23 protein-coding genes are annotated in these 19,056 nt (G+C 56.7%); 8 read left to right on the forward strand and 15 right to left on the reverse strand.

The features are described 5' to 3' along the window. Positions 1–17 precede the first annotated feature (17 nt). From ETW24_RS19940 to ETW24_RS19965, 6 genes are all read right to left on the reverse strand, one after another. Positions 18–827 (reverse strand): ParA family protein, encoded by an 810-nt coding sequence (locus tag ETW24_RS19940; RefSeq protein WP_129372659.1) that lies wholly within the window; start codon positions 825–827, stop codon positions 18–20. Continuing rightward, entirely contained in the window at positions 820–1,437 is a 618-nt protein-coding gene (gene rsmG, locus ETW24_RS19945; protein WP_129372660.1) for a 16S rRNA (guanine(527)-N(7))-methyltransferase RsmG, read from the reverse strand. Before rsmG ends, ETW24_RS19940 begins: the two co-directional genes overlap by 8 nt. Then, the gene (mnmG, locus tag ETW24_RS19950) at positions 1,434–3,308 is read right to left on the reverse strand and encodes a tRNA uridine-5-carboxymethylaminomethyl(34) synthesis enzyme MnmG (RefSeq protein ID WP_129372661.1); all 1,875 of its coding nucleotides are present in this window, start codon (positions 3,306–3,308) and stop codon (positions 1,434–1,436) included. Before mnmG ends, rsmG begins: the two co-directional genes overlap by 4 nt. Before the next feature lie 13 nt (positions 3,309–3,321). Beyond that, positions 3,322–4,608: a tRNA uridine-5-carboxymethylaminomethyl(34) synthesis GTPase MnmE gene (mnmE, locus tag ETW24_RS19955; RefSeq protein ID WP_129372662.1), complete on the reverse strand. Its 1,287-nt coding sequence runs from the start codon at positions 4,606–4,608 to the stop codon at positions 3,322–3,324. A gap of 31 nt (positions 4,609–4,639) precedes the next feature. After that, positions 4,640–5,911 carry a transcription termination factor Rho gene (rho, locus tag ETW24_RS19960; protein ID WP_129372663.1) on the reverse strand — a complete coding sequence of 424 codons (1,272 nt, stop codon included), beginning with the start codon at positions 5,909–5,911 and terminating at the stop codon, positions 4,640–4,642. Between the two features lie 174 nt (positions 5,912–6,085). Beyond that, on the reverse strand, positions 6,086–6,541 hold the full coding sequence (locus ETW24_RS19965) for a CopD family protein (protein ID WP_129372664.1): 456 nt from the start codon (positions 6,539–6,541) through the stop codon (positions 6,086–6,088). A gap of 409 nt (positions 6,542–6,950) precedes the next feature. On the opposite strand from ETW24_RS19965, the gene ETW24_RS19970 reads away from it, so the two are divergent. From ETW24_RS19970 to dnaQ, 4 genes are read left to right on the forward strand one after another with little or no spacing between them, the layout of a single operon-like run. Continuing rightward, entirely contained in the window at positions 6,951–7,550 is a 600-nt protein-coding gene (locus tag ETW24_RS19970) for a Maf family protein (RefSeq protein WP_129372665.1), read from the forward strand. Then, complete coding sequence (locus tag ETW24_RS19975; RefSeq protein WP_129372666.1) at positions 7,547–8,380, forward strand: shikimate dehydrogenase; 834 nt, start codon at positions 7,547–7,549, stop codon at positions 8,378–8,380. Before ETW24_RS19970 ends, ETW24_RS19975 begins: the two co-directional genes overlap by 4 nt. Then, a complete protein-coding gene (gene coaE / locus ETW24_RS19980; protein ID WP_129372667.1) occupies positions 8,377–8,970 on the forward strand; it encodes a dephospho-CoA kinase in 594 nt (197 codons plus the stop codon). Before ETW24_RS19975 ends, coaE begins: the two co-directional genes overlap by 4 nt. Beyond that, positions 8,963–9,688: a DNA polymerase III subunit epsilon gene (dnaQ, locus tag ETW24_RS19985; RefSeq protein ID WP_129372668.1), complete on the forward strand. Its 726-nt coding sequence runs from the start codon at positions 8,963–8,965 to the stop codon at positions 9,686–9,688. The genes coaE and dnaQ overlap by 8 nt, the downstream gene beginning before the upstream one ends. Before the next feature lie 72 nt (positions 9,689–9,760). On the opposite strand, the gene secB is transcribed toward dnaQ, so the two are convergent. Together secB and ETW24_RS19995 are read right to left on the reverse strand one after the other, a co-directional pair. Then, positions 9,761–10,249 carry a protein-export chaperone SecB gene (gene secB / locus ETW24_RS19990; RefSeq protein ID WP_129372669.1) on the reverse strand — a complete coding sequence of 163 codons (489 nt, stop codon included), beginning with the start codon at positions 10,247–10,249 and terminating at the stop codon, positions 9,761–9,763. A 56-nt stretch (positions 10,250–10,305) separates the two neighbouring features. Next, positions 10,306–10,806: an FxsA family protein gene (locus ETW24_RS19995; RefSeq protein ID WP_129372670.1), complete on the reverse strand. Its 501-nt coding sequence runs from the start codon at positions 10,804–10,806 to the stop codon at positions 10,306–10,308. 115 nt (positions 10,807–10,921) lie between these two features. Here ETW24_RS19995 and ETW24_RS20000 point away from each other — a divergent pair, with 115 nt between their 5' ends. Genes ETW24_RS20000 through ETW24_RS20010 form a run of 3 tightly spaced genes read left to right on the forward strand, consistent with a single transcriptional unit; the run spans position 10,922 to position 13,215 of the window. Beyond that, entirely contained in the window at positions 10,922–11,578 is a 657-nt protein-coding gene (locus ETW24_RS20000; protein ID WP_129372671.1) for a Tim44/TimA family putative adaptor protein, read from the forward strand. Continuing rightward, positions 11,575–12,627, forward strand: a complete 1,053-nt coding sequence (mltA, locus tag ETW24_RS20005; protein ID WP_129372672.1) for a murein transglycosylase A — start codon at positions 11,575–11,577, stop codon at positions 12,625–12,627. The genes ETW24_RS20000 and mltA overlap by 4 nt, the downstream gene beginning before the upstream one ends. Next, positions 12,628–13,215: a Smr/MutS family protein gene (locus ETW24_RS20010; RefSeq protein ID WP_129372673.1), complete on the forward strand. Its 588-nt coding sequence runs from the start codon at positions 12,628–12,630 to the stop codon at positions 13,213–13,215. Positions 13,216–13,221: 6 nt separating this feature from the next. On the opposite strand, the gene ETW24_RS20015 is transcribed toward ETW24_RS20010, so the two are convergent. The 4 genes from ETW24_RS20015 to hslV all read right to left on the reverse strand — a co-directional run bounded on the left by ETW24_RS20015 (position 13,222) and on the right by hslV (position 17,375). Beyond that, positions 13,222–14,337 carry an alpha/beta hydrolase gene (locus tag ETW24_RS20015; RefSeq protein WP_129372992.1) on the reverse strand — a complete coding sequence of 372 codons (1,116 nt, stop codon included), beginning with the start codon at positions 14,335–14,337 and terminating at the stop codon, positions 13,222–13,224. Between the two features lie 78 nt (positions 14,338–14,415). Further along, positions 14,416–15,726 (reverse strand): ATP-dependent protease ATPase subunit HslU, encoded by a 1,311-nt coding sequence (gene hslU / locus ETW24_RS20020; RefSeq protein WP_129372674.1) that lies wholly within the window; start codon positions 15,724–15,726, stop codon positions 14,416–14,418. 13 nt (positions 15,727–15,739) lie between these two features. Then, on the reverse strand, positions 15,740–16,810 hold the full coding sequence (locus ETW24_RS20025) for a hypothetical protein (protein ID WP_129372675.1): 1,071 nt from the start codon (positions 16,808–16,810) through the stop codon (positions 15,740–15,742). Between the two features lies 1 nt (position 16,811). Then, positions 16,812–17,375: an ATP-dependent protease subunit HslV gene (gene hslV / locus ETW24_RS20030; RefSeq protein WP_129372676.1), complete on the reverse strand. Its 564-nt coding sequence runs from the start codon at positions 17,373–17,375 to the stop codon at positions 16,812–16,814. Between the two features lie 220 nt (positions 17,376–17,595). On the opposite strand from hslV, the gene ETW24_RS20035 reads away from it, so the two are divergent. Next, positions 17,596–17,787 carry a DUF1127 domain-containing protein gene (locus ETW24_RS20035; protein WP_129372677.1) on the forward strand — a complete coding sequence of 64 codons (192 nt, stop codon included), beginning with the start codon at positions 17,596–17,598 and terminating at the stop codon, positions 17,785–17,787. A 52-nt stretch (positions 17,788–17,839) separates the two neighbouring features. Here the strand turns inward: ETW24_RS20035 and ETW24_RS20040 are convergent, their stop codons facing one another. The 3 genes from ETW24_RS20040 to trxA all read right to left on the reverse strand — a co-directional run bounded on the left by ETW24_RS20040 (position 17,840) and on the right by trxA (position 19,033). Continuing rightward, on the reverse strand, positions 17,840–18,211 hold the full coding sequence (locus ETW24_RS20040; protein ID WP_129372678.1) for a Lin0512 family protein: 372 nt from the start codon (positions 18,209–18,211) through the stop codon (positions 17,840–17,842). Further along, positions 18,208–18,555 carry a Lin0512 family protein gene (locus tag ETW24_RS20045; protein WP_129372679.1) on the reverse strand — a complete coding sequence of 116 codons (348 nt, stop codon included), beginning with the start codon at positions 18,553–18,555 and terminating at the stop codon, positions 18,208–18,210. Before ETW24_RS20045 ends, ETW24_RS20040 begins: the two co-directional genes overlap by 4 nt. 157 nt (positions 18,556–18,712) lie before the next feature. Further along, complete coding sequence (gene trxA / locus ETW24_RS20050) at positions 18,713–19,033, reverse strand: thioredoxin (protein WP_027256960.1); 321 nt, start codon at positions 19,031–19,033, stop codon at positions 18,713–18,715. Between the last annotated feature and the right edge of the window lie 23 nt (positions 19,034–19,056).

Below are 19,056 nucleotides of genomic sequence, written 5' to 3' on the forward strand. Positions count from 1 at the left end.
CGGTAGGTATTCTGCATTTACGCCGCTATCTTGTGATGTTTTGTGAGGATTTCCTCTGCCAACGCCCGGTATGCCTGTGCGCCAAGAGAGTTTGTGTCATAGTTTAGAACCGGTTGCGCATAAGAAGGTGCTTCGCTCACCCGGACATTGCGGGGGATCTTTGTTTGAAACACCAAATCACCCAGATTATCCCGGGCGTCCTGTTCCACCTGCTGCGACAGGTTGTTGCGACGATCGAACATTGTCAGGACAATTCCTTCGATTCGAAGGTTTGGATTCGCTGACTGCCGAACTTCTCTAATTGTCAGCATGAGCTGGGTCACCCCTTCCAAGGCAAAAAACTCACTTTGCAACGGAACCAGAACCGAATGTGCTGCAACCATTGCATTGACTGTCAAGAGATTCAGCGAGGGCGGACAATCAATCAGAACATAGTCCCAATCATATTCGTCCATCGCGGTTTGGCGTAGAGCATCATGCAGAAGGAAACTGCGTTTTTCATTGGTAAACAGTTCGATATCCGCAGAGCTGAGATCAACAGTCGCTGGGATGATGCACAGATCCTCAATCTCGGTTGTTTGAATGACCTCACCCAGAGATGAGTCTTCAACCAAAAGATCATATGTTGTCAGATCCCGATCCGACGGTTCAATCCCAAGGCCAGTTGAGGCATTCCCTTGCGGATCAAGGTCGACGACCAACACACGAAGCCCGGTTTCCACCAAAGCAGCCGCCAGATTTATGGCTGTTGTTGTCTTCCCAACCCCGCCTTTCTGATTTGCGACCGCGATAATACGAGGCCCCTCAGGGCGGGAATAATCAGACACGTGCCACTTCCCTTATTTTCAGGATTACTGCTTCTTGTTCTGTCAGGCTTTTAACCTGTTCCGCCACGAACTGCCATTGCTGCCTGGCGTTATTCACTTCTTTTTTCCAGCTCTCGCCCTTGGGGAACAACGCCATCCCTTCGGATCCGAGATGGCGCTCCGAAAATTCAAGCAATGTGGACAAATCCGCCAAGGCACGCGCAGACAGGATATCCGCTCTTTGAGGTTCAACCTGTTCAATTCTTTCGGTCAAAACAGTCGTCTTGACACCACATTCTCGCGCGGCTGTTCTAAGGAACGCAGATTTCCTCTGATCACTTTCGATCAATGTTACCTTCATGTCCGGTGCTTCATCTGCAGCCAAAATCGCAACAATCAGTCCTGGGAAACCGCCACCGCTACCTATATCGACCCAATGTCCAACAGGATCTGTACAGCGAAAAACTTGAATGGAATCGGCGATATGGCGCATCCAAAGATGTTCCAAGCTCGATTTCGAAACAAGATTTATTTTCGGATTCCACTTTTGTATAACCTGTTCAAAGGCTTCAAGCCTCTGCAATGTTTCACGTGAAACATCAAGTCCTTGAGGAAGTATCCCATTTTTCACGCGGATTTCCCCTCTCTTGGAAGGCCACGACGCAAACGTGCGAGCAAAAGCGCAAGCGCAGCCGGAGTTATTCCGTCAATGCGGGCGGCTTGCGCCAGGGTTTCCGGTCTGGACTGAGACAACTTACTTTGCAATTCCTTGGAAAGACCGTCAATTCCTTCAAATGAAAATTCGGCAGGGAAACGATATCCCTCATCCTTCTTCATCGCAGTGACTTCCCGTTCTTGGCGTGCAATATAGTTGGCGTAGAGAGCATCGCGCTCCAACTGCCGACGATTTTCCATCTTTACACCTGCCAAATCCGGCATCAGTGGAATGACGTCTTCAAAGGAGACTTCAGGAAACGCAAGAACGTCCATTCCGCTACGGCGGTTTCCATCTTGGTTAACCCGTATTCCGGCTGAGGACACCTCCTTGGGTGTGAATTTATGTGTCTCCAAGATGTTCCGACCCGACATTAGACCGTCATTTTTCTCCTGAAACGCAACCCGCCGGCCATCGCCAACACAACCCAGTTCTATAGCCATGGGCGTTAGCCTTTGGTCCGCGTTATCTGCCCGTAAGGACAGGCGAAACTCAGCACGGGATGTGAACATCCGGTAGGGCTCAGTGACACCGTTTGTGGTGAGATCATCGATCATTACTCCGATGTAGCTGCTTGACCGGCCAAACGTAACAGGCTCTTCTTCCCGCGCCATGCGCGCAGCGTTCAAGCCGGCAACCAATCCCTGTGCTGCCGCTTCCTCGTACCCGGTTGTCCCATTTATCTGCCCGGCCAAGTACAAACCTGGAATGTCCTTCAGGGACAGGTCCAGCTTCAATACGCGTGGGTCTACATAGTCATACTCAATGGCATAGCCGGGCTGAAGGATAGTTGCTCTCTCAAGTCCCTTGATAGACCGGACATACGCCTCCTGAACGTCTTGCGGCAAGCTTGTAGAGATGCCATTGGGGTAGACTTTGTGATCCGAAACACCCTCTGGTTCCAGAAAGATCTGATGCGATTCCTTGTCAGAGAAACGGACAATCTTGTCTTCTATCGACGGACAGTATCGTGGACCAACACCTTCGATATGGCCGCCGTACATTGCTGACCGCTCCAGGTTTTTCCGGATGATGTCATGTGTCTGTGTATTGGTGTGAGTAATTCCGCAGGAAACTTGCTTAGCGCTTATTGCTCTTGTCATAAATGAGAAGAAGACAGGATCATCGTCCCCTGGCTGGGCTTCCAGACTATCCCACTCGATTGTACGTCCGTCCAGTCGGGGCGGTGTACCCGTTTTCAGCCGGCCTAGCGGCAGTTCAAAGCTGTCCAGGCGTTCCGCTAGCCGTACGGAAGGCCTGTCACCAATCCGGCCTCCAGGTTTGGAGATGTCTCCGATGTGGATGACGCCTCGCAGGAATGTTCCGGAGGTGAGAATAACTGCCTTTGCTGGAACTTCACTTCCGTCAGCCAGCACAGCCCCGGTCACGGCTTTTCCCGACATGAGAAAATCAGTTACTTCACCTTCGAGAATATCAAGGTTCGGTTGCGCTTCGGTTAGCCTCAGGATTTCTTGACGGTAGATTGTTCGGTCTGATTGCGCTCTTGGCCCTTGAACCGCTGGTCCTTTTCGACGATTCAGGAGACGGAATTGTATCCCAGCTAGATCAGCAACACGGCCCATTACACCGTCAAAGGCATCAATTTCCCGGACAAGATGCCCCTTACCCAACCCGCCAATAGCAGGATTGCAAGACATCACACCAATTCCACTACGGCTCAGTGTGATCAGTACCGTTTTCGCACCCATTCGTGCGGCAGCGTGAGCGGCTTCCGTGCCGGCATGGCCACCACCAACGACAATCACATCATACTTCGAATGTTTCACGTGAAACACTCCTTCACTTTCCCAGGCAGAAGCTCGAGAAAATCTCATCCAGGAGATTTTCCACTCCGATCCGGCCCACTAGCGTCTCCAGCGCTCGGATCGCCGAGCGCATTTCTTCGGCGGCAATATCATAGAATTCCGAACCACGCGACAGGATAACCTGTGCTTCGGCCAAACTAACCAACGCTGAAAGCATAGCATCCCGGTGTCGGGCGCGAGTCGCAATTCCGGCCTGAGTTGAGCGCTCTTTAAGAACCGATGAAATGTGTTCGACAAGCCTGTCGATACCCTGACCAGACCTGCCTGAGATCGCATCTGCCGCGTTTTCGCGGAGGTCAGCCTTTGGGAGAAGACGGATATCACCATTCTCCATCTCGACGTCTAAAATGTCATCATCTTCCGCCAAAAATACGCGCATATCCGCATCTTCCGCGCGTTTCCGCGCTAATGCGATGCCAATACCCTCAACGTGATCGTCGGTATCCCGCAAACCTGCAGTGTCCAGTAAAGTGACTGGTAAGCCGGCCAGATCCATACGCACTTCGATAATATCGCGGGTGGTTCCGGCAAACTCAGACGTGATCGCCGCCTCGCGGCCGGCCAACGCATTCAACAGTGTGGATTTTCCGACATTGGGTGCGCCGATAATGGCCACTTCGAACCCGCTGCGGATTCGCTCTGCAATTTTCACCCCATCTGTCTCTCTTTCGAGGCCGGCCTGAACATTAGACAGCAGCGCAGAGACTTCCGGCGTTACATCAACCGGCACTTCTTCGTCAGCGAAATCAATAGTTACCTCGATCAAGGAAGCCGCGCGAATCAGACTGCTGCGCCAGGTTTCAGCCAATTTTCCAAGCCCGCCGGCAAGAACAACCTGTGCCTGCTTGCGCTGTGCCTCGGTTTCCGCGTCAATCAGATCCGCGAGCCCCTCAACCTGAGCCAAGTCCAGGTTACCGTTTTCCAAAGCGCGCCGGGTGAATTCGCCCGGATCAGCCATCCGCAAACCAGTAAAGCGGCCTAGGTTTTCCAGCACCGCTGATACAACAGCTGTACTTCCATGCACTTGAAACTCAACAGTATTTTCCCCAGTGAAACTCTTGGGAGCCGTAAAGCTAAGCACCAAAGCTTCATCCAAGCGCTCACCTGAGTCGTCGTGTAAAACACGCAGGCTTTTGTCCCGCGCCGGCAAAACGCCTCCGCAAAGCTGCGCGCCGGCTTCATGCGCCAAAGGACCTGAGATGCGTATTACCGCGACTCCGGCCTTCCCTTGTGCGGAGGCCAGCGCAAAGATCGTGTCCATGGGATGGCCCTTTTTTACTCGCCCGCCCCGATCAGGTGTTCATCGAGTCGAAGAACTCGGTGTTCGACTTTGTCTGCTTCAGCTTGGACAGCAGGAACTCAATCGCATCTGTGGTTCCCATCGGGTTCAGAATGCGGCGCAGCACAAAGGTTTTGGCCAAATCGATCTTGTCGACCAAAAGCTCCTCTTTCCGGGTACCGGACTTGAGGATGTCGATGGCAGGGAACACCCGCTTATCCGCAATCTTACGGTCCAGAACGATTTCCGAGTTACCGGTGCCTTTGAATTCTTCGAAAATCACTTCGTCCATACGCGAGCCGGTATCGATCAGCGCGGTGGCGATGATGGTCAGCGAGCCACCCTCTTCGATGTTCCGGGCAGCGCCAAAGAACCGCTTGGGCCGCTGCAGGGCGTTTGCATCAACACCACCGGTCAGAACCTTGCCTGACGAAGGCACAACAGTGTTAAAGGCCCTACCAAGTCTTGTGATTGAATCCAGAAGGATAACAACATCTCGTTTGTGCTCTACAAGACGTTTGGCTTTTTCGATAACCATTTCGGACACCGCTACATGGCGTGTGGCAGGTTCATCAAAGGTGGAAGACACTACTTCGCCCTTCACCGAACGCTGCATGTCCGTCACCTCTTCCGGGCGCTCGTCGATCAGCAATACGATCAGATAACACTCAGGATGGTTCTTCTCGATCGAATGCGCGATGTTCTGCAGGATCACCGTTTTACCGGTCCGCGGCGGCGCCACGATCAGCGACCGCTGGCCTTTGCCGATCGGTGCCACCAGGTCGATCACCCGCGCCGAGCGATCCTTGATGGTGGGATCCTCGACTTCCATCTTCAGCCGTTCATCCGGATACAGCGGCGTGAGGTTGTCAAAGGCGATTTTGTGGCGTGCCTTCTCAGGCTCTTGAAAGTTGATCGAGGTAACGTTGGTCAGCGCGAAGTAGCGCTCTGTCTCCAGCGGCGCCTTGATTTGGCCGTCAACAGTGTCGCCGGTACGAAGAGAGTATTGGCGGATCATGTCGGGTGACACGTAAATGTCGTCCGGTCCCGGCAAATAGTTAGCCTCAGGCGACCGCAGGAAACCAAAACCGTCCTGCAACACTTCGAGCACGCCGTCACCGCTTATATCCCAGCCCTCATCCGCGCGTTCACGCAGGATCTGGAACATCATCTCGCCCTTGCGCATTGTCGAGGCGTTTTCGATCTCCAGCTCCTCAGCCATAGCCAGCAGAGACTTGGGGCTTTTTGCCTTGAGATCAGACAGATTCAGGGATTGCACGGTCATATAGATACGGCCTCTACTCCCCCGCTTACTCAGGGGTTGGTCACACGACAGGATTGGAAAACACGGTGGCCCGGACGGGCCCGTTGAGTGCCATACATAGGGACTCGTTTCAGATGAGTCAAACGCCGGCTGCAGGCGTTCCGGGGTTGCCAGGCCCCTTGCCGCGCCTCTGCGTTAAAATTTGAAGATCACCGAGACAATAATCACCACCATCAGGACGGTTGGCACTTCGTTCATCATTCGGAACTGCCGGCCCGACAGTCTGTTTTTCCCTGCAGAAAAGTCGCGATAGCGGAACAGCAGCCAATGGTGGAACCACGTCATGGCGATCACGGACACGCCCTTGCTCCACGGCCAAACATAGCTCCAGTCAACAATCCCTGGAGTCAGCACGATAAACAGCCCTGCGGCCCAAGATACGTACATTGCAGGGCGCATGATGATCCGGAGGAGCTTCTCTTCCATTTGCAGAAAGATCGGCACTGTGTCCTGGACCTTCTCTGCCTGCTCCACGTGATACACGAACAAACGGGGGAGATAGAATAGCCCTGCCATCCAGCTGAGCACAGCCATGATGTGCAGTGATTTGGCATACGGGTAGAGCGTGAACATCAGGTCGCTCAGGTCCATGGGCAGTTCTCCCCGGTCAGATCTGATCACCCTAATAATTAAAGATATATTAGAAGGATGATGTTTTTGTAGTGTGCATGGATTCCGGTGGATAAGTGAATCCTCCTCCGCTTATCCCCAGCAGGGATAAGATTCCAGATGGGACGGGACAGGAGGCATGAAGTTTTTTTAACGCCTTAGAAATAAGGTGCATTCATGCTGTGTTCGTTCTTCGATGCTTGGGGATAACGCCGGGATGATCCGGGGAGAGCCGGCATATCCACGAAAATAAAGTTATCCTGCCCCACAAAGGACGACTCAGCGAATTGAATCCCGGAATTTGCGTCAAGCCCTGGAGTCTTTACTTAACCGCGGAAAACCATACAAAACGTCCTGAAACCGTCTGCTTCTTTCCCACGGGGTTTTCCACATGACTGCCCACATAGTGCTGGCTTCAGGTTCCGAAATCCGGGCGCAACTGCTGCGTCAGGCCGGGATAGAATTTGAAACCGATGTCCCGCGTCTGGACGAGCAGGCGATCAAGTCCGCGCTCTTGGCCGAAAAGGCACTTCCGCGCGATGTCGCCGATGCACTGGCAGAAGCCAAGGCACGCAAGATCAGCGGCAAGCGTCCCGGAAAGCTTGTGTTGGGATGTGATCAGGTTCTTGATTTCGAAGGAAGGCTTCTTTCGAAACCTGTCAGTGCCGATGAAGCGGTGGCTCAGTTGAAGGAGATGCGGGGCAAACGGCACATGTTGTTGTCTGCCGCCGTGATTTACCGCGACGGTGAGCCCATCTGGCGCCATGTCGGACAAGTCCGTCTGGTCATGCGGAAATGCACCGATGCATATCTCGAGGATTATGTCGCCCGGAACTGGCAAAGCATCCGCCATGCGGTGGGTGCATACAAGCTGGAGGAAGAAGGTGTGCGGCTGTTTGCCAGCATTGACGGCAGCTACTTTAATGTCTTGGGCTTGCCGCTGATGGAGCTTATCAGTTACTTGGGTTTGCAAGGGGTAATCGAGCAATGACAATAGCAAAAGTCCCGCTCGCCGGCGTGATCGGCTGTCCGGTTGGACACTCCAAGTCCCCGCAGCTGCACCGTCACTGGCTGAACACCTATGGTATTTCCGGCCACTATGTGCCGATGCATGTGGAACCTGATGATCTGGCCGAGACCGTCCGGCTGATGCCTAAAATGGGGTTTGTTGGTGCAAATGTCACCATTCCGCACAAAGAAGCGGTAATGGAGATTGCGGACAAGGTCACAGACCGGGCTAAATTGATCGGCGCTGCTAACACGCTGATCTTTCGCAGGGATGGAACAATCCTGGCTGACAACACTGACGGCTACGGCTTCATCACCAATCTGCATCAGGGAGCGCCGGATTGGGACCCGCAATCCGGCCCAGCAGTTCTGTTGGGTGCTGGCGGCGCCTGCCGCGCGGTTGTTGCCTCACTGCTGGAAGCCGGAGTGCCGGAGATCCTGCTGACCAACCGCACCCGCGGCCGGGCTGACCAGTTGCATTCGGACTTCGGCAACCGTGTAAGGGTGGTCGAATGGGTACAGGCCGGCAATGTGATCGAGGAGGGTGCGCTGATTGTGAACACCACCTCTTTGGGAATGGTCGGTAAACCGCGTCTGCGTGTTCCAATGGATGGATTGCAGTCGAATGCGGTTGTGACTGATCTGATCTATGCGCCGTTGAAAACCGACTTGCTGCAGACGGCTGAGGATGCTGGCTGCACTGTGGTTGACGGGCTGGGCATGCTGTTGCATCAGGCGGTGCCAGGGTTCGAACGCTGGTTCGGACACCGCCCCGATGTGGATGCCGCAACGCGGGCGGCGGCTTTAAGATGAGCTTCAGCCTCGGCCTTACCGGCTCTATCGGAATGGGCAAAAGTACCACTGCCAAGCTGTTCGCCGCCGGGGATTGTGCGGTTTGGGATGCAGATGCAGCCGTGCATCGGCTTTACAGCGCCGGAGGCGCAGCGGTTCAGGCAATGAAGACAGCTTTTCCTGATGCGATCAGGGATGACGCGGTAAACCGTGCTGTGTTGAAACGTATCATCGGGGAAAACCCTGATGCACTGAAGCATATCGAAGCTATTGTGCATCCGCTTGTCGCACAGGACCGGGCAGAGTTCCGCAAAGAAGCGCAAAACGATATCCTGGTCTTTGACATTCCACTGCTGTTTGAAACGGGTGGTGATGCAGAAATGGATGCGGTTGCTTGCGTGTTCGTGGATGCAGAGACACAAAAAGAACGGGTTCTTGCCCGCGGAACGATGACGGTTGAGCAATTCGAGCATATCCTGCAGAAGCAGATGCCGATTGAGGAAAAACGCGCCCGCGCCGATTACGTGATAGAAACGGACACGCTGGAACACGCCCAGGCGCAGGTGGCAGCAATCCTCGCAGACATCAGGAGCAAACAGGTCAATGCGTGAAATCGTTCTTGATACCGAAACCACCGGGTTTGACCCGTTCTCCGGCGACCGGATTGTTGAAATCGGTGCGGTAGAGCTGTTTAACCACATGCCCACCGGCAAGACGTACCATGAGTATATCAATCCGGAACGGATGATGCCGGCCGAGGCGTTTTCGGTTCACGGCATCGGTCCAGACCTGCTGGAGCCGCCGCAAAAGCCTCAACCCGGCGCGGTGACGCTGCGGGACAAGCCGGTTTTTGCCAAGGTTGGGCAGAGTTTCCTGGATTTCGTGCAGGACTCAAAACTGGTCATTCATAACGCCAGCTTCGACATGAAGTTCCTGAACTACGAACTGGACCGGATGGGCCTGCCAACACTGCCGATGGATCAGGCGCTCGACACGCTGGCGATAGCGCGCAAGCGGTTTCCCGGCTCGCCGGCGACGCTGGACGCGCTGTGCAGGCGCTTCAATATCGACAATGCCAACCGCACCCTGCACGGGGCACTGCTCGACTCTGAAATCCTCGCCGATGTCTATCTGGAGCTGATCGGCGGCCGCCAGCCGGATTTTGGCCTGTCTGCACAGTCGGCTTCCGGCACTGCAAAGGTGGAAGATGACTGGCGCCCTGCCCCTCGCCCCTCGGCATTGCCCCAGCGGATCACCGCAGAGGAGCTGGCAGCGCATGAGGAGTTCGTGGCAAAGCTGGGTGAAGAGGCTTTGTGGAACGTCTCCTGATCGGGGCCAGATCCGCAAATGAAAAACGCCGCTGAAACCCAGCGGCGTTTTCTATTCCGAATATCAGAAACTTTATTGGGTAGGGGCCGCTGTTGCCGCTTCGGTCTGACGGCGGGCCAGTTCGTTGCGATAGATCGCCACAAAATCAATGTTGTCCAGGTTCAGCGGCGGGAAGCCGCCGTCGCGGGTGACGTCCGACACGATGCGGCGCAGGAACGGGAAGGTCATGCGCGGGCATTCGATCAGCAGGAACGGATGCAGTTGGTCTTCCGGCACGCCGGCGATGTTGAACACGCCGACATATTCCAGTTCCAGAACAAACAGGACTTCGCCGCCTTCCTTGTTCTTGGATTCAACAGTCAGTTTGGTGACAACTTCATACTGGTTCTCGGCCGAACGTTTTTTTGCATCCAGGTTCACCTGAACGCTGACATCGGGTTGCACGTCGCCGCCGGTGCCTTTTTGCGCCATCACGTTTTCAAACGACATGTCGCGGATGAACTGACCCAGAACGTTCATCTGGACTTGCGGCTGCTGCTGGGCTTCGCCGTTTTCGGCCATCGGGATACTCCTGAAAATTTGCTTTTGACCGTGCTTAGCAGCTTGGTCCGGGTAGCTCAACGGGGGCCGTCAACCCAGCCTGACGGGGTGTTTGGACGTTCACCTTGGGTCACATCTTCATAATCTCCGTCAATGATATCATCCGGCTTGCCGGCGGTTCCAGGGTAGTTGCGGCCCTGCATGCTGCCGGGCCCCATCTGGAACTGCGCCACTGTTACTCGGGCCCGAATGTAGCGGTAAACTGCCAGCCGCACCGGCGGTATCAGCAGGGCAAAGCCAAAGGCGTCGGTAAAGAATCCAGGGGTCAGCAGCAGCGCGCCGGCGAACAGGATCATAGCCCCGTGGGCCAAAGGTTCAGCCGGATCGGACATTTTCTGAAACGACGACCGCAGCTGCCCCATCGCCATGCGGCCCTGGGTTTTCACCAGCCAGGTGCCCATCACGGCGGTCAGAACCACGATAGCCAGAGTCGGCCACAGCCCGATGGCGCCCCCGACTTGAATAAACAAAGCGATTTCAATGATGGGAACCATCAGAAAAGCCAGGAAGAGATACATGCGGGTTTCCTTGCGATCATACACCCGGGCGGTAGACTTGCCCCCGCCCGTCACCTACATAAGGTCTGACCGCTTTGGTTTCAAACAAAGCACGAACGCCTAGCATGAGGTATCCATGGAGTCGCCTGTGATTCAGCTTTTGGTTCTGGCCGGTATCGCCGTGTTTCTGATCTTGCGCTTGAAAAGCGTACTTGGGACACGCGAAGGTTTCGAAAAGCCACCGCTGCCGCAATCCGAAGCGCGGAGCCGCCGCCCCGATCTGGAAGTGATCGAAGGCGGCCCGGACCGCGACATCACCGATTATGTGGCCGAAGACAGCCCGCAAGCCCAGGCCCTGGCTGCGATGAAGCGGGTTGAGCCATCCTTTCAGGTCCAGGAATTCGTTCAGGGTGCACGCGGTGCATACGAAATGATCCTGATGGGCTTTGAGCATGGCAATCTGGACGACATCCAGCCGTTCCTGGCCGAGGATGTGTTCGAAAGCTTTGTAGACGCCGTTGCGCAGCGTGAGGATCAGGGGTTCAAGATCGAGGCTGAGTTTATCGGCGTGCGTGAAACCTCCCTGGCGGATGCCTCGCTCGACACACAAACGGGCCGCGCTGAGATCACCATGCGTTTTGTTGGTGAGATGACCTCCGTTGTCCGCGACCGCGGCGGTGATATTGTCGAAGGCGACCCCAAGGCAGTGAAGCGTCAGAAGGACACCTGGGTCTTTGCCCGCAACATGGGCGTCGATGACCCCAATTGGCAGCTGGTAGCGACGGACGCATGATTGCGGCGCTTCGGGGGGTACTTGGGGCAGCTGCAATCGCAGGTGCCGCGATGACCGCCTCCGGGGCGCAATCAGAAGCCGTGTCCAGCATCCTGGACTTTGCTCAGCTGGATGGCTGGGCAAAAGACGACCATGATCAGGCACTTCAGGTTTTTCTGGGAACCTGCAAGGACTTAAAGGATCCCGACTGGATTGCCTTGTGCAAGGCAGCGCAATCGCAGACCCCCGAGGGGGCGAGAGCGTTTTTCGAACTGTTCTTCCGCCCGGTTCTGATTGAGGATGGCAATCAGGCTCTGTTCACCGGCTATTTCGAGCCGGAACTGAACGGTTCCCGCTACCCCACAGGCCGGTTTCGCTATCCCGTCTACAAGATGCCGCCCGAGGCACGCGGCACCGGTTCGTGGCTGCCCCGGCGGGACATTCTGACCAGTGGTGTCATGGAATCCCGCGGGTTGGAGATTGCCTGGGTGGATGACCCGGTGGAGCTGTTCTTTCTGCAGATCCAGGGTTCTGGCCGGATCCGCTTGCCTGATGGCTCTATGATCAGGGTGGGCTATGGCGGAGCCAATGGCCACACTTATAAATCTATCGGCAAGGAGTTGGTGCGCCGCGGTGTCTACAACGCCCATCAGGTCAGCGCCCAGGTGATCAAATCCTGGGTCCGGCGCAACCCGTCGGACGGCAAGGAGCTGCTGTTCCACAATCCGTCTTATGTGTTCTTTCGCGAAGTGCGCAAAGTGGCTGCCTCCAAAGGGCCGCTTGGCGCTATGAACCGCTCGGTCACGCCAATGCGCACCATTGCCGCCGATCCCGCATACACCCCGCTGGGTGCGCCGGTCTGGGTGGAAAAGGACGGGCATATGCCGCTGCGACGCCTGATGGTGGCGCAGGATACCGGATCCGCAATAAAGGGCGCGCAGCGGGCTGATATTTTTGTCGGCACAGGTGATGAGGCCGGCGAGACCGCCGGAACCATGAAAGACCCTGGGCGGATGGTGGTTCTGCTGCCGATCCAGCGGGCCTATGCGATGCTGCCGGAAGACCTTTGAATGACACGGCGGAAACTGACAGGAGATGAGATCGACCTCTGGCACAAGGTCGTTAAACACGCAGAACGTATACATCCGGGCGCGCATTCCACGCCCCCTGCTCCGCCGATGCCGAAACCCAAACCGGTTAAGCACCCTGAGCCGAGATTGGATCCGTTTGAGATTGGAAGCCGCGCCAAGCCCAAACCGCTGAAACACGATCTGAAGCCTTCGATTGCCCGCAGCCTGGCCGGCAATCCGGTGCAGATGGATGAGAAATCCTTCCGCCGTATGAAGCGCGGCAAACTTAGGCCGGAAGGCAAGCTGGACCTGCACGGCATGAGGATCGACTCGGCGCACCCTGCCCTCACCCGGTTTATTCTGTCTGCCCAGGCCTCCGGAAAACGGCTGGTGCTGGTGATCACCGGCAAGGGCAAGGATCGCGATGAGCCAGGCCCGATGCCGGTCCCGCGCGGGGTGCTGCGCCACAAGGTGCCGCAATGGCTGTCGCTGCCGCCGCTGGCGCAAGCAGTGATGCAGGTCACCCCTGCCCACATCAGCCATGGCGGTGAAGGCGCCTATTACGTTTATCTCAGACGCAGCCGCTGACGCCGCTTATCTGTTGTCCGCGGGCGTGCTTTCCAGTGCAACCTTGATGGTGCTGTCCTGAATAACAATCTGACCCGGCAAAATCTTTTGCAACAGGTCCTGGTTGTGCGTGAATGTGTCTGCGGTTTCCCGCGCACCGTTCAACAGGGCAATCAGCGCCGGGGACGAGGCTGCCACAAAATGCTGCGATTCCGCTTCATCTGCAAAGGCTGTGGTGTCGATCACTTCCACCGGCAGACCGCTGACTGCGTCAATACTGTCCAGATTTCCCAGTCTTTCACGGCCATTCAGGCCGCGCAGGCGCTGTGACAGTGTCAGGACGTTATCTTTTCGTGAAACGAAAATAAGGAACGGCTGCGGCACCTGCGTGAATCTCTGCATCTGGGATTTGAACACGTCGACATCCAGATCGGGTGACATCAGGATGACACCGCCCAGGTTCTGCGCTGTCCAGCCAGGCGTTTTGATCTCCATCTGGCGCAGGGTTTCCATCGTGAGCAGCCCGCCCATGGAGTGGGCAACAACCACAATCCGTTCGACCGCGGACGCGCGCAGATTGCGCAGGAGTGCCTCCAGCCCGTCGCGGGCAAACAGCACGCTGTCGCCATCATAGGCATAGCCCAGCGGACGGCCCTTGCTTGGCCAGGAATAGATGACCGTTGCCCCGGGAACATTAATGTCGTGGGTCAACTGGGCAGCACGGAAAGCGGTCTCGGCCTGGGTGGAATTGAAACCGTGAACAAAAACCGTGACTTCGCGCTCCTGTTTGGGAAACTTTGCCAGCTCTTGCTGCAGCCGGGCGGAAAAGGCTGCCTCTGTCGCAAACGTCTTTCGTCCTGCCATGGTGAATTCAGTGGAAGGGTCCGGGTTTGCGTAGCCGAACTTCAGCGAACCGGGCTTATGATCCGGCGGGATTGAAACTGTGAGTTCAAGCAGGCTGACTCCATCGGTGCGCTCTGACCCAAAGGTGCCGTCCGGCAGCGGTTCGCGGTTTGTGGCTGCGAAAATGGTCTTGGGACTGCCCAGTTCCAACGCCTCAGGAACTGTTGGTGTAAAAGATCTGTCAGTACAGGCCGCCAGAAGGACCATGATCACACCGGAAATCAGGCGCAGCCCGTGCATAATGTTCACCTCAATCAATTGGCGGCAGGCTACTCCACCTGCCGCCAAAGTCCAGTGGCCGCAACGTTCTCTGGCAATTTAGAGCACGTAACGGCTGACATCAGCTGAGCGGCCAAGCTCGCCCAGATTTTTCTTCACAAAACTTGCGTCCACAGTGACCGCTTCGCCCGAGCGGTCCGGCGCTGTAAATGACAGCTCCTCAAAAACCCGCTCCATCACCGTGTACAGCCGCCGGGCGCCGATGTTTTCCACGGTCTGGTTTACTTCGGCGGCAATCTTGGCCAACGCGGCGATACCGTCTTCGGTAAAGGTTACCTCAACCTCTTCCGTGCCCATCAATGCAGTATACTGGAGGGTCAATGCGTTGTCGGTCTCGGTCAGGATACGCACGAAATCCGCTTCGGTCAGCGCCCGCAGGCTTACCCGGATCGGCAGACGGCCCTGCAGTTCCGGCAGCAGGTCCGAGGGTTTGGCAATATGGAACGCGCCGGAGGCAATGAACAGGATGTGGTCGGTCTTGACCGGTCCGTGTTTGGTGCTGACGGTGGTGCCTTCGATCAGCGGCAGCAGATCGCGCTGCACGCCTTCGCGGCTGACGTCGCCGCCGCGGGTCTCCTGGCGGGCGCAGACTTTGTCGATTTCGTCCAGAAAAACGATGCCGTTCTGTTCCACCGATTCCAGCGCGATGCGGGTGACGGTTTCATCGTCCAGCAGCTTGTCTGCCTCTTCGCTGATCAGCACCTCATAGCTTTCGGAAACGGTCATCTTTTTGCGGGTGGTGCGTCCGCCCATCGCCTTGCCGAACAGGTCGCCCAGGTTCAGCGCACCCATATTGCCGCCGGGCTGGCCGGGGATTTCGAACATATTGCCCATCGGGTTGGAGGTGTCTGCAACATCCAGTTCGATCACTGTGTCGTCGAGTTCGCCGGATTTCAGCTTCTTGCGGAACATTTCGCGGGTGGCTTCGCGCGCGTCTGAGCCGGCAATGGCTTCCAGCACTCTGTTCTCGGCAGCTTTCTGGGCGTTGGCTTTCACATCCTCGCGCATGAATTCGCGGGTCTGGGCGATGGCGCTGTCTGCCAGATCCCGGATGATCTGCTCCACATCGCGGCCCACATATCCGACCTCAGTGAACTTGGTCGCCTCAATCTTGATGAAGGGCGCGCGTGCCAGCTTGGCGAGACGACGGGAAATTTCAGTTTTGCCAACACCGGTTGGGCCGATCATCAGGATGTTCTTCGGGTATACCTCATCCCGCAGGTCATCAGCCAGCTGCTTGCGCCGCCAGCGGCTGCGCAGGGCCACGGCCACGGCACGTTTGGCTTCTTTCTGGCCGATGATGAAACGGTCCAGCTCAGAAACGATTTCGCGTGGGGTCAGATCAGTCATTGGTACTTCCGTTTCAGTGGGATGGCGGCAGCCGGTCAAGCGGCAGCACGCCAGACAAGAGGGAGAGCAGCGCAGCACGGATATGGCTCCAGAAAGCCCCCAGAGCGACCAGGAACACGCCGAGCGCCAGGATCGTAATGGCGGTGCCTTCACCGTTGAAAACAGTTCCTGCAAGGGTAACGCTATAGCCGATTGCGGCAATCAGGAACGAGCGCCGGTCAATGATGATTGCGATCATGGCAAACAGCAGCAGCACACCGAGCAGCAGCATGTTGGAACCTGCGGTACCGGCGTCCAGCAAGCTGAGCGCAATAGTATTCACCAGGGCCGGCGCTGCAACGACGTGCAGCCAGAAACCTTGGGCCGAGCGCCTGGTTACCCGGTGCGGATCGCTGAGATCAAAGGCCATGGCTGCAGTAAATACAGCAAATCCGACGGCCAGCGTGATCCAGGCAAACGGCCCGCTGGCCGACAGCAGGAATAGGTCGCTGATGCCGGCAGGAGTGCCTGCCTGTATCGATCCTGATAAGAGGGCGAGAACAAAGATACCCAAGGCGATCAGTGCCATGGCAAAAGGAACGCGAAAGCGCAGCCAGAAAACAGCAATGGCAACGGTTGCCAGCGCAAATGGCAGCGGCAGGCTCGAAAAATCGTTCTGCGCGATCATGAAGGGCTGGGAGTAGCCAGCAGAAAAACCGGTACCGGCGTTGCCGGCCCACAGAAGCGAGAGTGCGATCGCGGGTGCCACCATCCGGCGGCGGCGGATGAAGTATTCAGACAGCATCCAAAGCACGGCTGCACCGGCGATGGCCGAATAGACGGCCTTGTCCTGATAGCCGCCGATTGACCCGGCCAGATCAACCGCTGTGAAGGCCATCCAGCCAGAGGCCAGGATTAACAGCCCGATCACAATGAAGATTTCATTGAACCCCTTGAACAGTTCAAAGGGTTCATCGCCAGGCGCCAGATTCTCCCGTGCGCCTCTGCGGCTGTGCGCCAAAGCCAGAAGCGAGGCAGCTTGGGCCTCGGTCAGCAAGCCGGACCCTACAGCAGCCCGCAGATCAATTTGATCTATCTGGGTCATATCAGCTTTCCTGGCCTATGCTCTCAACTGTGAGGTTGCCATTGGTGTAAACGCAGATTTCAGCAGCGATGGCCATGGCATCGCGGGCCACAGCTTCGGCGGATTTGCCGCTGTCCATCATGCCGCGTGCTGCTGCCAGGGCAAAATTTCCGCCGGAGCCGATGGCAGCCACGTTGTGCTCAGGCTCCAGCACGTCGCCGGCACCGGTGATCACGAACATGTCGGCACCATCGGTGACGATCAGCATGGCCTCCAGTTTCTGCAGGTATTTATCGGTGCGCCAGTCCTTGGCCAGTTCCACGCTTGCCCGCGCCAGTTGGCCTGGAGTGGCCTCGAGCTTGGCTTCCAGCCGCTCCAGCAGGGTGAATGCATCGGCTGTTGATCCGGCAAATCCCGCCACCACGTCAAACCCGCCCGGGGACAGGCGGCGCACCTTGCGGGCTGTGCCTTTGATCACCGTCTGTCCCAGCGACACCTGGCCGTCGCCGGCGATGACAACCTGGCCATCCTTCTTCACGCCGATGATGGTGGTGCCGTGCCAGCCGGGGAATTGATCGTCTGCCATTTGTGCCTCCGCTTTATTGCCCTCTATATGGAACCATCCCACCGCCGGCACAAGAGAACGCGCAAAGTCCACTGCCCGGCAGCAGCTGCAGGGCTGTTCACTGCTATGCAGAAATTGCAATCCGGGGCTGATGAACCGGCAATTGTGAGACTCAGCTGCACATCCTAAATGGGGCTCACAACCGGCACAGGGTCGGCTGTTTCTCAGAAGGACTAGCGCTATGACTACCGCAAACATCTATGCGCCGCTCGGAGCAGTCACCGTTCTCCGCGTGGTCGACACATTGATCAACGTGAAAACTGCTCTCGTGGAATGGAACGAGAGCCGTGAAACCCGCAAGGCTTTGGCCCGGTTGTCGGACGCTCAGCTGGAAGACATCGGCATGAACCGTGCTGATATCGCCAATATCTGATATCAGATGATCAGCAGTTTTGAATGAGCCGCCCGTTATCGGGCGGCTTTGTTCATTTTTGGATGCTGGTTTTATACTTGCCAGCCTGATCCGGCAGCCAGGCCTCGATCGCAGCCGTGGCGACCACATGACGCGTTCCGGCTTCTGCATCCTCTACATCCAGCCCGCCCATCACGGCGCGCACACTGGCGCGGCCCCGCGGCAAATCCTGGGCCACCAGATCGCAATCCACTGCTTCCGGCTGCTTCACACCGATCGTCACGTCCACCCGCATTTCGCCGTGATCAATCCCGAGCTTAGCAAACAGGGTGATCGACGAATGGTGCAACGCGTCCTGCACCGCACGGCGGGCGGCCTTGGTGTAATCCTGGCCATACAGGTCATTGCCGGTGCCCATTTCCAGGATGATGCGTTTTTCGGTCATTCCGCTGCCTCCATGTCAAAGGACACAATCACGGCCGCATTGGCGATTACCGTGCAGCCGCCGTGGGGCTTTTCGATATTGAGACCACCCTTCACAACCCGGATGCTGGGCTGACCATAGGGGAAAATCCCCAGCAGCGCATCCTTGTCCACGGCTTCGGGTTTCTGAACGCCGATCTCTGCGTCGATGATCATGTCTTCTTTCTGGAAATCAAACAGTTCCGCCATGCTGACGGAGTTGTGCCACAGCGCGTCCTTGATCGCGCGGCGGGCAGCTTCGGTGTAATCTTCGCGCCTGAGCGATGTGCCCATGCCGAATTCCACCAATACCCGGGTCTTGGCCATAGTGCCTCCTGTATCTGTTCCGGGCCGGACCGTTACAGGCAATGGAGGCAATGGAAAGAGCCAGTTTACCGTCCGCAGATACACCAGCGTATGCGTGCAAAAGAAAAGGGCTGTCCCCGCGGGGACAACCCTCTGAAATCCGCAAAAAGGATCAGGCTCAGATCGAGTCTTCGATCCAGCTTTGCAGCGCAGCTTTGGGGGCGGCGCCGGCACGGTTCGAAACCACTTGGCCGTCCTTGAAGATAAACAGCGCCGGAATTCCGCGCACACCCATGGCGGCGGCGGAGTTCGGGTTGTTGTCGACATCGACCTTGGCAATTTTCACCTTGCCGCCGAATTCTGCGGCAAGTTCCTCCAAAGCGGGGCCAATCTGCTTACAGGGACCGCACCACTCAGCCCAGAAATCCACCACAACGGGGATGTCGGAGTTCTTGACTTCGGCGTCAAAAGTGGCGTCGGTGACGGCTACGGTGGACATATGCATGTCTCCATGAGTGTGTG

Source organism: Leisingera sp. NJS204, from assembly GCF_004123675.1.
Classification (GTDB): Bacteria; Pseudomonadota; Alphaproteobacteria; order Rhodobacterales; family Rhodobacteraceae; genus Leisingera.